This is a genomic window from Moorena producens PAL-8-15-08-1 (assembly GCF_001767235.1).
Taxonomy (GTDB): Bacteria; Cyanobacteriota; Cyanobacteriia; order Cyanobacteriales; family Coleofasciculaceae; genus Moorena; species Moorena producens_A.
In genome coordinates, this window is the sequence record NZ_CP017599.1 from 4,913,380 (window position 1) to 4,928,598 (window position 15,219).

11 protein-coding genes are annotated in these 15,219 nt (G+C 41.2%); 6 read left to right on the plus strand and 5 right to left on the minus strand.

Annotation, left to right across the window (positions count from 1 at the left end):
* Nucleotides 1-73 precede the first annotated feature (73 nt).
* Together BJP34_RS18070 and BJP34_RS18075 are read left to right on the plus strand one after the other, a co-directional pair.
* Nucleotides 74-1,231, plus strand: a complete 1,158-nt coding sequence (locus BJP34_RS18070) for a cupin domain-containing protein (RefSeq protein WP_070396743.1) — start codon at nt 74-76, stop codon at nt 1,229-1,231.
* Nucleotides 1,232-1,406: 175 nt separating this feature from the next.
* Nucleotides 1,407-2,408 (plus strand): sucrase ferredoxin, encoded by a 1,002-nt coding sequence (locus BJP34_RS18075; protein ID WP_070393545.1) that lies wholly within the window; start codon nt 1,407-1,409, stop codon nt 2,406-2,408.
* Nucleotides 2,409-2,793: 385 nt separating this feature from the next.
* Here BJP34_RS18075 and BJP34_RS18080 read toward each other — a convergent pair whose 3' ends face one another.
* Nucleotides 2,794-3,228 carry a GNAT family N-acetyltransferase gene (locus BJP34_RS18080; protein ID WP_070393546.1) on the minus strand — a complete coding sequence of 145 codons (435 nt, stop codon included), beginning with the start codon at nt 3,226-3,228 and terminating at the stop codon, nt 2,794-2,796.
* 35 nt (nt 3,229-3,263) lie between these two features.
* Nucleotides 3,264-4,118 (minus strand): alpha/beta fold hydrolase, encoded by an 855-nt coding sequence (locus BJP34_RS18085; RefSeq protein WP_070393547.1) that lies wholly within the window; start codon nt 4,116-4,118, stop codon nt 3,264-3,266.
* A gap of 408 nt (nt 4,119-4,526) precedes the next feature.
* On the opposite strand from BJP34_RS18085, the gene BJP34_RS18090 reads away from it, so the two are divergent.
* On the plus strand, nt 4,527-4,940 hold the full coding sequence (locus BJP34_RS18090) for an acyl-CoA thioesterase (protein WP_070393548.1): 414 nt from the start codon (nt 4,527-4,529) through the stop codon (nt 4,938-4,940).
* 321 nt (nt 4,941-5,261) lie between these two features.
* Here BJP34_RS18090 and BJP34_RS18095 read toward each other — a convergent pair whose 3' ends face one another.
* Entirely contained in the window at nt 5,262-5,462 is a 201-nt protein-coding gene (locus tag BJP34_RS18095; protein ID WP_070393549.1) for a hypothetical protein, read from the minus strand.
* A 289-nt stretch (nt 5,463-5,751) separates the two neighbouring features.
* On the opposite strand from BJP34_RS18095, the gene BJP34_RS37125 reads away from it, so the two are divergent.
* The 3 genes from BJP34_RS37125 to BJP34_RS18110 all read left to right on the plus strand — a co-directional run bounded on the left by BJP34_RS37125 (nt 5,752) and on the right by BJP34_RS18110 (nt 12,804).
* Nucleotides 5,752-10,854, plus strand: a complete 5,103-nt coding sequence (locus BJP34_RS37125; RefSeq protein ID WP_229423922.1) for a tetratricopeptide repeat protein — start codon at nt 5,752-5,754, stop codon at nt 10,852-10,854.
* Between the two features lie 4 nt (nt 10,855-10,858).
* A complete protein-coding gene (locus BJP34_RS18105; protein ID WP_070393551.1) occupies nt 10,859-11,209 on the plus strand; it encodes a hypothetical protein in 351 nt (116 codons plus the stop codon).
* A 98-nt stretch (nt 11,210-11,307) separates the two neighbouring features.
* Nucleotides 11,308-12,804, plus strand: a complete 1,497-nt coding sequence (locus BJP34_RS18110; protein ID WP_070393552.1) for a hypothetical protein — start codon at nt 11,308-11,310, stop codon at nt 12,802-12,804.
* A gap of 76 nt (nt 12,805-12,880) precedes the next feature.
* Here BJP34_RS18110 and BJP34_RS18115 read toward each other — a convergent pair whose 3' ends face one another.
* Together BJP34_RS18115 and dusA are read right to left on the minus strand one after the other, a co-directional pair.
* On the minus strand, nt 12,881-13,789 hold the full coding sequence (locus tag BJP34_RS18115) for an Rpn family recombination-promoting nuclease/putative transposase (RefSeq protein ID WP_070393553.1): 909 nt from the start codon (nt 13,787-13,789) through the stop codon (nt 12,881-12,883).
* A gap of 272 nt (nt 13,790-14,061) precedes the next feature.
* Nucleotides 14,062-15,084: a tRNA dihydrouridine(20/20a) synthase DusA gene (gene dusA / locus BJP34_RS18120; protein WP_070393554.1), complete on the minus strand. Its 1,023-nt coding sequence runs from the start codon at nt 15,082-15,084 to the stop codon at nt 14,062-14,064.
* Nucleotides 15,085-15,219 lie beyond the last annotated feature (135 nt).

The window sequence follows — 15,219 nt, forward strand, 5'->3', positions numbered from 1 at the left end:
TTCTCAATTATATTTCTGGTGCAAGCTAGTTGCTTAGTATAAATTGTTTGTTGCTAAAATTTCTCAAATAGTTATGTCAGTGCTCGCAAAAATCCTCAAGCCTTATAGTGAGCAGAAATTCCTAGAATACCATTGGACGAGTAAAGCAGTATTTATCCCAAGTGAGGACGAAACGAAGTTTGCTGATCTATTTTCTTGGCAAAAACTCACCGATCTGCTGAATTTCCATCAATTCAAGTATCCGGAGCTGCGCTTAGCCTTAGATGGCAAAGTTTTGGAGGAAAAGGAAAACGCCAATCTAATCAAGTGGTGCCAATCAGGGGCAACTCTAATCATCGACAAGGTACATAAACTAGTACCAGAAATTACTAACTTCACCTCAGAAGTTAGACAAGATTTAGGCTATAGTGCTCAAGTCAATTCCTATTGTTCATGGCCCAGTCAACAGGGATTTTCCTGTCACTACGATACTCACGATGTCTTTATCTTGCAAATAGACGGAAACAAGGAATGGTACGTATTTACCGATACTCTAAAATACCCGTTGACTGAGCAAAAATCAGCGTCTGAAACACCTCCGGAAGGGGAGCCTTACTTGAAGTGTACCCTTACCCCTGGTGATGTGTTGTATATACCCCGTGGACATTGGCACTATGCTGTTGCTCTCGATCAACCGTCACTACATTTAACCCTAGGCATTCATTGCCAGACTGGTGTGGATTTTTTAGACTGGTTGGTTAGTGAGTTACGGGAGAATGAAGCCTGGCGTAAAAATTTGCCACTGCGGTTCGATGCTGCTCCATTAGATCAGTCGATTGATAACTTAATCGAAAATTTTAAAGAATACCTTACTAACAGTGATATCCAGGAACGATATAACTGTTATCTTGATGGCTTAGTCAAGCCACTAGCTAGATACTCTCTACCTACGCAAGCAGGATTTAATATATTTCCCAATGGTGTAGAGACTAGGTTTAGCAATCCCAAATTTAAACGCCTCAAAATTTTACATCTGCCAAATGACAATGGCTACAAAATTATCGTTTCAGGTAAAGAAATCGCTTTGAGAGGAGTAACTGACTCCTTGGTGGAAAATTTATTCACCAGAGAGACGTTTACCGGTAGTGATGTCATGACATGGTTACCAGATTTCGATTGGGAGGTTGATGTCGCTCCTCTTTTAACCCACTTAGTTACTGAAGGAATTATTTTTGTTGACTCCAGAGTATAACTAATAGGGAACAGGGAACAGGGAACAGGGAACAGGGAACAGGGAACAGGGAATAGGCAATAGGCAATAGTCAATAGGGAATCAAGAAACCAATTATCTGTATATCATAGCTATTAAAAATGCTAGAAAAAATATTTATAGTTTTTTATAAAATGACAATTAAGGAGACAAAACGATGAGCACTTTTTTTTGTGCTGACCATTCACAGCAGTTAGCCGAAGATATTATCGGTAGTGGCACTAATTACCAAGTGTATGTTTTAGTAGAATGCCGCCAACCGTGGCTGTCTAATGCCATGGATTCTAAGTATATTCCAGAGAATCTTAGGAGTTTGGTGGATGAGGTGAAGCACCGTAAGCTGCCAGTAAGATTCCTGCTGATTGCTAATAATAAAACCCTAAAAGCCGATCAGACTAAGCTTTTGATTTATAGTCACAACGGTGAGGCCAGGTTAAAAGGGTACAGCAAGCTAGAGTTTGATGTGACTAATCTTGGTGAGGTAGCTGGGATTGTCAGACAATTCTTAGCTGGAGAAACGCCAAACTGTGTCACACAAGACAGTGACACTAGAGACATTTTAGTTTGCACCCACGGTAGCCATGATGTGTGTTGCGCCAGGTATGGTAATCCTTTTTACGCCAAAGCCTTAGCTACTGTTGCTGAGTTATCCTTAACCAATGTCAGACTCTGGAAAGCTAGCCACTTTGGTGGTCATCGGTTTGCTCCCACTGCGATTGATTTCCCAGATGGAAGATACTACGGTGTTTTAGATCAAGATTCATTTAAATCAATTTTAATCCGTAGTGGTGAGATTGAATGCTTCAATCGAATTTATCGAGGTTGGGGAATTCTACCGACTAAAATTCAGGTATTGGAAAGGGAACTTATCCTCCGCTACGGATGGAATTGGTTTAAGCACAAAGTTGGTGGTTCAATTATTAAGGAAGATGCGAATCAGAATTCTATTCAAGCTGAGATCAGCTTTGAAAAACCTAATGGCTTGATTTACCATTGTCGTGCTGAATTGATTAAAGATGAAAGTAAGACATTGCAGCTGAAAGGGTCTTGTGGTGCTCAGAAAGAGTCAGTGTTTGTTAAATATACTATCAAGAATCTCTGCCTTTACTCGGAATTGCTGGAAATTCTTCCAGTTTATCAACCGCAGATGGCAAGCTAATATAGCAATTCTACGACTTGTGAGGTACACAATTTCTAGATTTTAGGGAACAGGGAACAGGGAACAGGGAACAGGGAAGAGATAAGAGGGAATAGCGATGCTCTGCATTAAGAGGTGCGACCCGTGGGGAATTTAATTCTTAATGGGTCAAGCGCACCTAACAGTTTCACTACCGCTCAACCCAACAAACATTTTTAGGTGTGCCACGCCAGTAGGGTGCGTTATCAACGCACCTTAAATATAGAGTTACTGGTGTTAGTAATTTACTTAGTCATTGGTATAGAGTCCGTGTAGGAATTGTGATAATGTTTGATGCCATATTCCCTACTCCCTACTCCCTACTCCCTACTCCCTACTCCCTACTCCCTACTCCCTACTCCCTTTGCTAGATATTAAGGTACATAAATTGGTGGCTGATGCCAACATAATCAAATGGCTCACCGTCAGCTATAAAACCAAGGCGACTATAGAAACCTAGGGCATTAATTCTAGTCATTAGTCTTAAAGCCTTGAGATTGTTTGCTTTGGCTTTTTCAATTAATGTCTCGATCAGTTTGGTGCCGATGCCTTGGTGACGAAATTCAGGTAATAGTCCAACGTAGGCAATAGTGCCCAATCCGGGAGACAATTCTCTTAATCTTGCTGAACCAATTACCTGATTATTACAGATAGCAACGAGATGAAAAGCACTACTTTCGTACTGGTCTTGTTCTGTTCCTTTCTCCATACCTAAGGGTTTTCTGAAGACAAGCCACCGCTGGTGGTACATATCCTCTAACTCTTGTTTATTCTTAACAGGACGCACTTCAATAGTCGTCATAATGTTTAACCATATTAATAATTAATAATTAAGAATTAATTCTGACAGACAACTTGCGGATTATTGCTAATCCAGTTGTCAATATCTTTTAACACCTGATCCGGGATTTCCCAAGGAAACAAGTGAGCAGTATTGTCATAGCATTGCCATTGGCTATCCTTAAGATGTTGAGCGGTTTCTCGACTTGATGCTGCGGTAATATGGCGATCAGCAGCTCCTGCTAAGACCAGGGAGGGACATTGAATCTGCTGTAAGTCTGGCAAACGGTTATACCCAGCCCTAATGGCAGTGTTGAGTGCTGCTGTAGCGGCTTGGGAGGTCTGTAAATAGGCTGATATGGCGTGCTTGGCAATATACTGGTAGGTGCTGGTTGTGTGTTGTTGGATCAGGTATCGAAAAAGCGATCGCTTACCAAATGTGTCAATATTCCACTGCCATCCTGGTTGTAACCAATTTAAGACACCAGCGATCCCGGTATAGAGATTATCCTGCCAACTAATGGGGGGATGATTACCCCAAGGTCGAGCGGCTGTGGCGATTAAAATTAAACCCGTGACTCTCTGAGGTAGCTTCAGGGCAAGCTCCATTCCCAAAATTCCCCCTAAAGACCAACCCAGTATCAAACAGCGGTCAATTTTGTAGTAGTCGAGCAGGGATTCCAAGTCAGTCAAGTGGTCGGTCATCTGAAAAGCGCGATCAGCTGGACTTTTACCATATCCTCGCAAATCAGGGCTGATAGTCCAGAACCTCTGGGATAGATGTTGGGTAAAAACTGAAAGGCACTGACTTGAGGCTGGATGACCGTGAAGGCAGAGAATTGGGAATCCTGACCCCTGGAGGTCAGTGTTGAGATATACTGCTGCTTGATAGTTTGTTTTAATCCCATTCATGTTAATATCATGTGCGGTTGAACAATTATAAATAGTAGGTAATAGGGAACAGGGAACAGGGAACAGGGAACAGGGAACAGGGAACAGGGCATCAGAAGAGAGATTACCTACCAGAAGGAAGCTAGGTTTTTTGATAACTGATTATATGAACATGATATAATTGTTAATTGCTAATTTACCACTGATATCAAGATATCAAGTCTAGAGCGAGTTATAACCTAATGAGGTAAATAGTTTTTTTCCCTGTTCCTACTTCCAAATTCCCTGTTTAATTATTCTATATTACCTGTTCCCTGTTCCCTGTTCCCTGTTCCCTAAAAAACCTTAGGTGCGCTTTCCGTTGGCGAATTAAATTCGCCACGGGTCGCACCTCAAAATTTGTACCTCATCACAGTAAAATAAAATAGCATGGTTTCTTTTACTTATAATCGCACTGTTCGGTTTTCAGATACGGATGCGGCTGGTGTAGTCTATTTTGCTAATGTTTTATCTATCTGCCATGAAGCCTATGAAGCCTCTCTAGATGCATCGGGCATTAATCTCAAGTCTTTTTTCACTAAGCCCGCTGTGGCAATTCCGATTGTTCATGCCAGTGTGGATTTTTTGCGTCCTATGTTTTGTGGGGATCCACTGGTGATTCACCTGATGCCTGAGCAGTTGAGTCAAAATAAGTTTGAAATTGCTTATCAGGTTGTTACAGCTTCGTCATCGCAACAGTTACTGGCAAAGGCAATTACGAAGCACGTTTGTATTAATGCAATGACTAGAACTAAAGTTGCTTTACCTGAGGAAATAGTGCAATGGCTAGGGAGTAGGGAGTAGGGAGTAGGGAGTAGGGAGTAGGGAGTAGGGAGTAGGGAGTAGGGAGTAGGTAAGAGGTAAAAAATCCGGTTTACCTGATAGTTAGGAAAAACTCTTTACTAATTCTATCATCCCTTATGATATAGCTGAAGGCTGACAGCTGACAGCTGACGGCTGACCGCTGACAACTGACAAAAAAAATAGCCGTAGAAATACTATCCACGGCTAGGGAGTTCAACTTTTGATTTATGTCACAAAAATACCCGAAACTTTCGGATGTGATCCTATACTATCAGACCAAACCCAAGGCCGGGGGGGAAACCCCCCCAGAAAATTAAGGTGTTATGGCAACAACCAATACTTGGTCATGGTAGTTATCACTTCACCGGGCACTTCAGTAGGCTCCAGAGGAGTCCATTCAGCAATCTCTGCATAGCCCAGGGAATAAAACATTTGCATACTATAAATTACTGATTGACGAGAACCTTTGAGAGTGTGCTGAGTTGGTTGTTTTTTGAAGTTCCGGGTAAATTGTTCTGACATCTTTCAAAAGTTGAACTTGCATTTACAATTATTATTGTAATGATTATAAGTTTATTTTTCAAGGGTTTTAAAAAAGTTTTTAGAGAGTTTTATAGTTGATTGAAAATGCAATTACCTAACTTTATTATTCAGAAATTTTATCTTTAATAGCATCATTTTTTGAGATATTATATAAAATATATAGCATTTCTACCTATAGCGTTTATTGCCTGTTCCCTGTTCCCTGCTCCCTACTCTCTGTTACATTTAAAAGTAGTATAATAGTGCAATAAATATTGAACAGCAATTGATGGCAATGGCTGACAATACATCTGATGCCCAACTTGACTTTCTCTTACAGGTACTAAAAGCAACTGAAGACAGTAATGGTGATCAGCAGGTAGTTTACCCATTACTGGCAGAAAATACAGACAAACTGGATGCTAGATTAGCAGAACTATTGCGGGTTGTAGCAACAACTAGGCTGGCGGAAGCGGAAGCAGATGAAGCAAAATCTCTAGCAACAGATATTGACAATTTCAGCAATCTAATTAGGAAATTTCCCTTGGGTGAAAAAGCTAGCAATATAGAAATTGCGATCACTAGCTATGAAGTCGTACTAACTGTTTTCACCCGTGAAGCTTTTCCTATTGAGTGGGCAAGGACACAAAATAATATCGGTGCTGCTTACTCTGACCGAATAAAAGGTGAGAAATCACAAAACCTTGAAGTTGCCATCACTTGTTACCAAAAAGCTCTTATAGTCAGAACTTTTGAGGCTTTTCCTTTTGAGTGGGCAAGGACACAAAATAATATCGGTGCTGCTTACTCTGACCGAATAAAAGGTGAGAAAGCGCAGAATATAGAAAAAGCCATCGCTTGTTACCAAGAAGCTCTTAGAGTCAGAACCTTTGAGGCTTTTCCTTTTGAGTGGGCATCGAAACAATACAATCTCGGTAATGGTTACTATAACCGAATAAAAGGTGAGAAAGCACAGAATATTGAAGAAGCAATTGCTTGTTACCAAGAAGCTATTATAATTTTTACATTTGAGGATTTTACGATTGAGTGGGCATTGACACAAAATAATCTCGGTGCTGCTTACTCTGACCGAATAAAAGGTGAGAAAGCCGAGAATATTGAACTTGCTATCGCTTGTTACCAACAGGCTCTTAGAGTTTTTATATTTGAGGTCTTTTATAATGAAAATATTGATTTAGCATGGACAGAAACTAATCTAGGTAATGCTTACTTTAACCGAATAAAAGGTGAGAAATTAGAGAATATTGAACTTGCTATCGCTTGTTACCAACAGGCTCTTAGAGTTTTTATATTTGAGGCTTTTCCTGTTCAGTGGGCATCGACACAAACTAATCTCGGCAATGCTTACTATGACCGAATAAAAGGGGATAAAGCACAGAATATAGAAGAGGCCATCGCTTGTTACCAAGAAGCTCTTAGAGTTTTTACCTTTGAGGTTTTTTCTGTTCAGTGGGCATCGATACAAGCTATTCTCGGTTTTGTTTACTATTACAGAAGAAAAGGGGAGAAAGCACAGAATATAGAAGAGGCCATCGCTTGTTACCAAGAAGCTCTTAGAGTTTTTACCTTTGAGGGATTTACCCAAGAATGGGCATCGGCACAAAATAATCTCGGTGCTGCTTACTCTGACCGAATAAAAGGGGAGAAAGCAGAGAATATTGAAGTTGCTATCGCTTGTTATAAACAGGTTCTTAGAGTCAAAACCTTTGAGGCATTTCCGATTGAGTGGGCAAGGACACAAAATAATCTCAGTATTGTTTACTATAACCGAAGAAAAGGGGAAAAAGCACAGAATATTGAACAAGCCATCGCTTGTTACCAAGAAGCTATTAGAGTCAGAACCTTTGAGGCATTTCCGATTGAGTGGGCATCGACACAAAATAATCTCGGTAATGCTTACCGTAACCGAATAAAAGGTGAGAAAGCACAGAATATAGAAGAGGCCATTGCTTGTTACGAAGAAGCTCTTAGAGTTTTTACCTTTGAGGCTTTTCCGATTGAGTGGGCACAAACACAAAATAATCTCGGTATTGCTTACTTTAACCGAATCAAAGGTCATAAAGCACAGAATATTGAAGAGGCCATTGCTTGTTTCCAACAGGCTCTTAGAGTTAGAACCTTTGAGGCATTTCCGATTGAGTGGGCATCGACACAATATAATATCGGTGCTGCTTACAATAACCGAAGAAAAGGGGAGAAAGCACAGAATATAGAAGAGGCCATCGCTTGTTACCAAGAAGCTCTTAGAGTTTTTACCTTTGAGGGATTTACCCAAGAATGGGCATCGGCACAAAATAATCTCGGTGCTGCTTACTCTGACCGAATAAAAGGGGAGAAAGCAGAGAATATTGAAGTTGCTATCGCTTGTTATAAACAGGTTCTTAGAGTCAAAACCTTTGAGGCATTTCCGATTGAGTGGGCAAGGACACAAAATAATCTCAGTATTGTTTACTATAACCGAAGAAAAGGGGAAAAAGCACAGAATATTGAACAAGCCATCGCTTGTTACCAAGAAGCTATTAGAGTCAGAACCTTTGAGGCATTTCCGATTGAGTGGGCATCGACACAAAATAATCTCGGTAATGCTTACCGTAACCGAATAAAAGGTGAGAAAGCACAGAATATAGAAGAGGCCATTGCTTGTTACGAAGAAGCTCTTAGAGTTTTTACCTTTGAGGCTTTTCCGATTGAGTGGGCACAAACACAAAATAATCTCGGTATTGCTTACTTTAACCGAATCAAAGGTCATAAAGCACAGAATATTGAAGAGGCCATTGCTTGTTTCCAACAGGCTCTTAGAGTTAGAACCTTTGAGGCATTTCCGATTGAGTGGGCATCGACACAATATAATATCGGTGCTGCTTACAATAACCGAAGAAAAGGGGAGAAAGCACAGAATATAGAAGAGGCCATCGCTTGTTACCAAGAAGCTCTTAGAGTTAGAACCTTTGAGGGATTTACCCAAGAATGGGCATCGGCACAAAATGATCTCGGTGCTGCTTACTCTGACCGAATAAAAGGGGAGAAAGCAGAGAATATTGAAGTTGCTATCGCTTGTTATAAACAGGTTCTTAGAGTCAAAACCTTTGAGGCATTTCCTTATGATTGGGCATCGACACAAAATAATCTCGGTGCTGCTTACAGTGACCGAATCAAAGGAGAGAAAACACAGAATATAGAAGATGCCATCGCTTGTCACAAAGAAGCTCTAAGAGTCAGAACCTTTGAGGATTTTCCGATTGAGTGGGCATCGACACAAAATAATCTCGGTAATGCTTACTCTGACCGCATAAAAGGGGAGAAAGCACAGAATATTGAAGATGCCATCGCTTGTTACCAAGAAGCTCTTAGAGTTAGAACCTTTGAGGCATTTCCTTATGATTGGGGATCCACACAATCTAATCTCGGTGCTGCTTACTGTAACCGAATCAAAGGAGAGAAAGCACAGAATATAGAAGAAGCGATCGCTTGTTTCCAACAGGCTCTTAGAGTTAGAACCTTTGAGGCATTTCCGATTGAGTGGGCATCGACACAAACTAATATCGGTGTTGCTTACTGTAACCGAATCAAAGGAGAGAAAGCACAGAATATAGAAGAAGCGATCGCTTGTTACCAACAGGCTCTTAGAGTTAGAACCTTTGAAGCATTTCCTCAAGAGTATCTAGATACTAAAAATAACCTTGGTTTGGCTTACCGAGATGCTCAAAATTTCCCGGAAGCTTACAAGGCTTTTGATGCTGCCATTAAAACCGTAGAATTCCTGCGAGATGAAATTATTTCTGGTTCTGGAGAAGAAGACTACAAGACAAAACTAGCTGAAAAGTACAACCGAAGCTATCAAGGCATGGTAGAAGTTTGCCTAGAATCAAATAAGATCACCGCAGCCATTGACTATGTTGAACGGAGCAAAACCCGCAATTTAGTTGACGAGATTCTCAGCCGTGACTTGAAAACCATCTTTCCCCCAAATGTTGCCACTCAACTAGAACAATACAGGGATGAAATAGCAGCAGGTCAAAATCAAATCCAACAGGGCAACGCTGACAATCAAAAAGTCTTAACACAACGTCTTAAAGAATTGCGACAGCAGCGTAATGATTTACAAGACAAACATTTACCTATCGGTTCTAGCTTTAAGTTTGAGGAATTTCAGAACAATTTAGATCACCACACTGCTATTGTAGAATTTTACATTACACGGAATAAGCTGCTCACGTTCATCTTTACCAGTGAAACTCAACAGCCCAGAGTTTTAAAATCTGAGCCCCAAGACTTAGACGAATTGGCAACTTGGAAAGATAATTATTTACAAGATTACAAAGCTTATAAAATTAATTATAATTGGCAAAACGACCTGAGTAACCGCCTACATGAGCTAGCTGATATTCTATCCATTGATGACATCATTCAGCAAATACCCCCAGAGTGCGATCGCTTAATTTTAATCCCCCATCAGTTTTTACATTTGTTGCCCCTTCATGCTTTACCGATTAACAGTAAGCAGGGAGAAGATAACTCTAAAATTATAATGGAACAGTTGACAGCAGGGGTAAGTTACGCCCCTAGCTGTCAACTACTGCAACTTGCTAAAACCAGAAAACGCCCAAAAGATTTTACCCACCTGTTTGCGGTTCAAAACCCCAGTGCTGATTTAATTTACACTACTATCGAAGTAGACGTAATCAAAAGCTACTTCAATCCACCACCAGATACAGAAGTTCTTGTAGAAAACGCTGCCACCAAAGCTGCCATCGATAGCAAAGCTCTCAACACATTCCACTATGTCCATTTTAGCTGTCACGGTTACTTTAATTACGAAGAACCACGGAAATCGGCTCTAATCCTGGCCAATGCCCACAAACTTGCATCTGCTGAACCCAATCCGGAGCGCTATTTACGGATAAGTGAAGAGGAAGTAGTTGACCTAGAGAAATGTCTGACTATCGATGAAGTATTTGACCTACAATTAGAACAATGTCGCCTGGTCACCCTTTCTGCTTGCGAAACGGGATTGATTGATTACAACAATAGCAGCGATGAATACATTGGTTTACCCAGTGGTTTCCTAGTGGCGGGGAGTCCAGCAGTAGTTAGTAGCTTGTGGATGGTAAACGATTTATCCACAGCGTTGTTGATGATTAAATTTTATCAGAATTTACGAGAGCAGATGGCTTTAGCCGTTGCCCTTAATCAAGCCCAATTCTGGCTGCGGGATAGCACCCAGTTTCAGTTGCTAGTCTGGAGTAGACAGTTACCTTTAGACAACTCTTTGATGAAAAAGATTGAACAAGCACTGGATTGGTTTAACCCCGATGAGCAACCCTTCCAAAACCCCTACTATTGGGCAGCATTCTGTGTAATTGGAGAGTAAAATCATGATTGATGACCCTCAAATTCTAGTATTTCCTTACTTCCTGGAAACCAAACCAGAAGTGTTTTCTAGGGAAGACTTACAGGACTTAGATCAGACCTTAGCTCTTTTGCAGAGTAACCCACCAGAAAACGTTGATAAAATTATCAGGAATTGGTTCAAGGAACGGCTTAAAATTAGGAATGAATTCAACAAATTTTACGATATTCGCAAGAAGGAGCTTGGCAAAGTTCCTCCCACTCCACCTATTCAGCCGGATCGCCTTGACAATTGGTTTCAGGAGCTGCGTGAGCAAGTGAAGGATCAACTTAATAGTAAAGGGAAGGGGGAACAGGGAACAGGGAACAGTAAGTAGGGAATAGGGAATAGGGAGTAGCGCTGTTTCAAGCCCTGAATTAATTCGTGGGATATTTTTGAATTTTGAATTGATAATTTTGAATTGGAGCGAAGCGATTGACCTCTAAAGTCTATGCCCCTAATGTCCATTTATTTGCCTTTCATCTAAAAACTAGTCAGCCAACTACCTTACTCTGGGACAAGTGCAACCAGATTATCTCTCAAAAATTTGCAGTGACTAAGCAGCTTGAAATTGAAGAAGAGTCAGGATATCGAGTAGACTTGCTCAAGGATAAAACTACTGATGATGTGGCTTTCCACTTTGGGAGTAATGTTACCCTAGATAATACTTCCCTGGCTGTTACCGGAGTTGCAACTCCCCTCAGAATTCAAGATACCTATGGCTTAGCCCTAAACCTCCGCCGTCCTGAACTAGAGGACAATCAGACCCAACGCACCCAACCAGTCCCCTCCAGCTTTCTAAAACAATTGAACTCAGCAGGCTGCTTGATGCCCGAGGAAATTGGCAGTTCCATTGGTCAAACTTTGGTTTTAACAGTTTGGTATACAGAACAAAAACGCTTTATTCCCTGGAAGTTACTGCAAAATCGCCAGGAATTAAGACAACTGGCTGACGAGTGTTTGCGAGCTTTCATTCCTGCTCAAATTCCCTGTCCTCACTTCAATCAAGAAGGGGAATTATTCGGCAGTCCGATTTTTGAATACGGAGTTCCTAGTCAACCAGAAAAATACTGTCATATACTGGTTTGGATTTTTGTGAACCCAGAAGCTAGTGATAATTTTATAGATTACTATTCCAATTTTATTAACCTATTTTGTTATCGAAATAAAGTCATCCGTGCTTATCAGCTTAATCGTGATGTTTATCAGGTAATTAAAGATCACTATCAAACCATTGAGCAGTATTTTGACGAAACCTTTAAAAAGTGGCCAACTAGTCAAAGCTTGAGTCAAGCAGAGTTAGATAAATTCAAGGAGGATATCAAATCAGTTTCCCAAAAGGCATTAGACTACTCTCGCTTACTCCGAGACTTAGACCATTATCGACTGACAATTACGATTAATGCTGAAAACTATAACCGAGAACTGAGGGATATCTCCGGCAAACTCCCCCAAGATGACCTCAGCTTTTTAGAAACTTTTTTCAATGATTGCCAGCTCTTTCAAGAACAAATCCAATCAGATTTGGGCTATTTTGGGAATGGTGCTGCACTACTGGAACAAGCCCTTAGTGCGATTCGAGCCCGAGTAGACATTGACCAGGCAGAACGGGAGAAACGATTACAACGTTCCATTGCCCTGGTGGGTACTGGTTTAGCGGTTAGTGCTATTTCTGCCCAAACCGCTGGTAAACCGCTAGAGTCTATTATCGACCCGAAAGAATCCTTAAATTGCCCCAGCTCTGGTGTTACACCTTGCTTGACTTACAGTGTCGTGTTTGTGCTATTTCATGTGGCAGTTGGTGTGATCGCTGCTTTAATTCTAAATGGAATTATCAATTTGGTATCAAAAAGGGAACAGGGAACAGCGATGCAGCGCGGTCTTGGGGGTTTCCCCCATGAGCGACTGCATCAAGACGGGAATAGGGAATAGGGAATAGAAAAGTCATAGCTGACTTCTGACTTCTGACTTCTGACTTCTGAATTCTGACGCTAAGCGTAGCGCTATATCATTGGTTATCCCGCAACCAATTAGACAAATCTACGCTGGTGCTAAAATCTACCATAGCAACTCCTAAACCTTCTAATTGTTCTAGAGATAATTGTTGAATTTCCTCTAGAATTTCTGAGGGTATTGCACCAAGTTTACCTTCCAGTTGACGGGATATCAGTCCCTGCATTAATAATCTCCCTTCTTCCCGGCCTTGTTCGAGAGCTTGACGAATTTCACCTTTGCGGTCTTCCATAAACACTTCTCGTTTGTGTAATTCCTCCAAGTCTTTTCTACTCATATTGGCCTGATTAGCTATGGTTAGCGCCTGAGCAATTTCCGGGATTTCTGATAAGGTATCGGGAATTGCTTCTAAATTTGGGGCTTCCTTCATAAAATATATCCATTTCTCCGATGCCGTTTCTAAGTCTTCTAAACCCCGGGAAAATTTCGGCAGTTCCACAAACACCATGGTTAGGTGTTCGTTTCGGTAGATAAAGTTTTTTTGCTCTTCTTTAAATACAAAACGAGTTAGGTATCGCTCGGTTTCCTCAAACATGGTGAAGTCGGTAATCGTTAAAGCAATCACCGGCTTACGTTTAGAAGACCTTTCCCCAGATTTTAATTGATTGCCATAGGTTTTGGCGAGATTATAGATTACTCGTTTATCAAAAGCTGGAACATTTAACACTTGCATTTCAATAATTACTGTCGAGCCGTCATTGAGTATCGCCTTGACATCCAGGTAGGTATCCTTTAACTCCGTAGTATAGCCAGCATTGTATGGGTCAATGATATCTAAATTATTTATCCTAGATTCTCCTTGATATATCAAAGCATTTAGAAAGCTGATCAGAACTTCTTTACTTTCAGAGGAACCAAAGATTTTATTAAAAGCAAAGTCGGTTTTGGGGCTGATAAATCTCATGGTTAATTATTTATTATTTATAGGTGGATTGCCTTTGAACTATAAAATCTGACTCAGATCATAATTTTGTAGCTAAATCCGCTACTACTACTATTAATGTTATGATTATTATATCTTACACTAGTACAAAAATACTTAATAATATAAAATGGGATATATGGCAATAAAAGGTGGCACAGGCTTCTAGCCTGTGACCTAACCCATAAGCTGTTCGCGTAGCTTGGGCGTAGCGCATTAGCTGACCGCTGACCGCTGACCGCTGAATACTTACCCTAAGGAATTTTACCTAAAGCTTCCCGAACGACATCAGAACCAACACCAACCAAGCAGGAATTTTCAGTTATATGACGTTTCCAAGCTCTACTACCTGGTTGCCCTGCAAATAATTGCAGCATATGTCTGGTAATTTTGTTCAGCTTAAAACCTTTGGCTACCCAGTGATCAATATAGGAAAACATGGCTTCGACAACCTGATGGCGAGTTGGGGGTATAACTGTCTCGCTATAGATATCACAATCAGCTTTGGCAAACAGATAGGGATTGTCGTAAGCTGCACGCCCAATCATGACCCCATCGACATACTCTTGTTGTTCTCGCACTTGTTCAAGACTAGTGAATCCACCATTAATTTCCACGAATAAGTCAGGTAACTCCTGCTTGAGACGATGGACGTCACTGTAACGTAAGGGTGGGACGTTGCGATTCTCTTTTGGACTCAAACCCTGTAGCCAAGCCTTGCGGGCATGTACAGTAAAATGCTGACAACCGGCATCTGAGACAATGCGGACAAAATTAGCCATGTCTTCATAGCGGTCAAGGTGATCAATACCGATACGGTGCTTGACAGTAACGGGTATGTTCACTACTTTAACCATAGCCTCTACACAGCGTGCTACCTGTTCAGGCTGCGCCATCAAACAAGCTCCAAAATTTCCATTTTGCACCCGACTACTGGGACAACCAACGTTGAGATTAATCTGGTCATAGTCCATAGCTTCAGCAATTCGGGCGCATTCAGCTAAGTCACTGGGAGTGTCACCACCAACTTGTAAGACTAGGGGTTTCTCTTGTGGGGAAAAGCCTAGCAAGCGTTCGCGATCGCCATGAAGAATTGCTGCACTGGTGACCATTTCGGTGTAGAGTAATGTCCGTCGTGTAATCTGACGCATGAAATAGCGATAGTGGCGGTCAGTGCGATCCATCATTGGCGCAATACTTAACGGATAACCGCTACTAATAATTTTGGATTCAGTTAGAAGTGATTCGGGTGAAATAGCTGTACTTAGAGCAGTCATGGGTTGAGGCAGTTATAGCGCTACGCGCAAGGCAAAAGGCATGCAATAGCGATGCAGTAAGGGAACAGGGGGTTTAACCCAAAGCGCGACTACATCAAGAAGCGATCGCATTTATTTCCAGCCTAACAATTTACC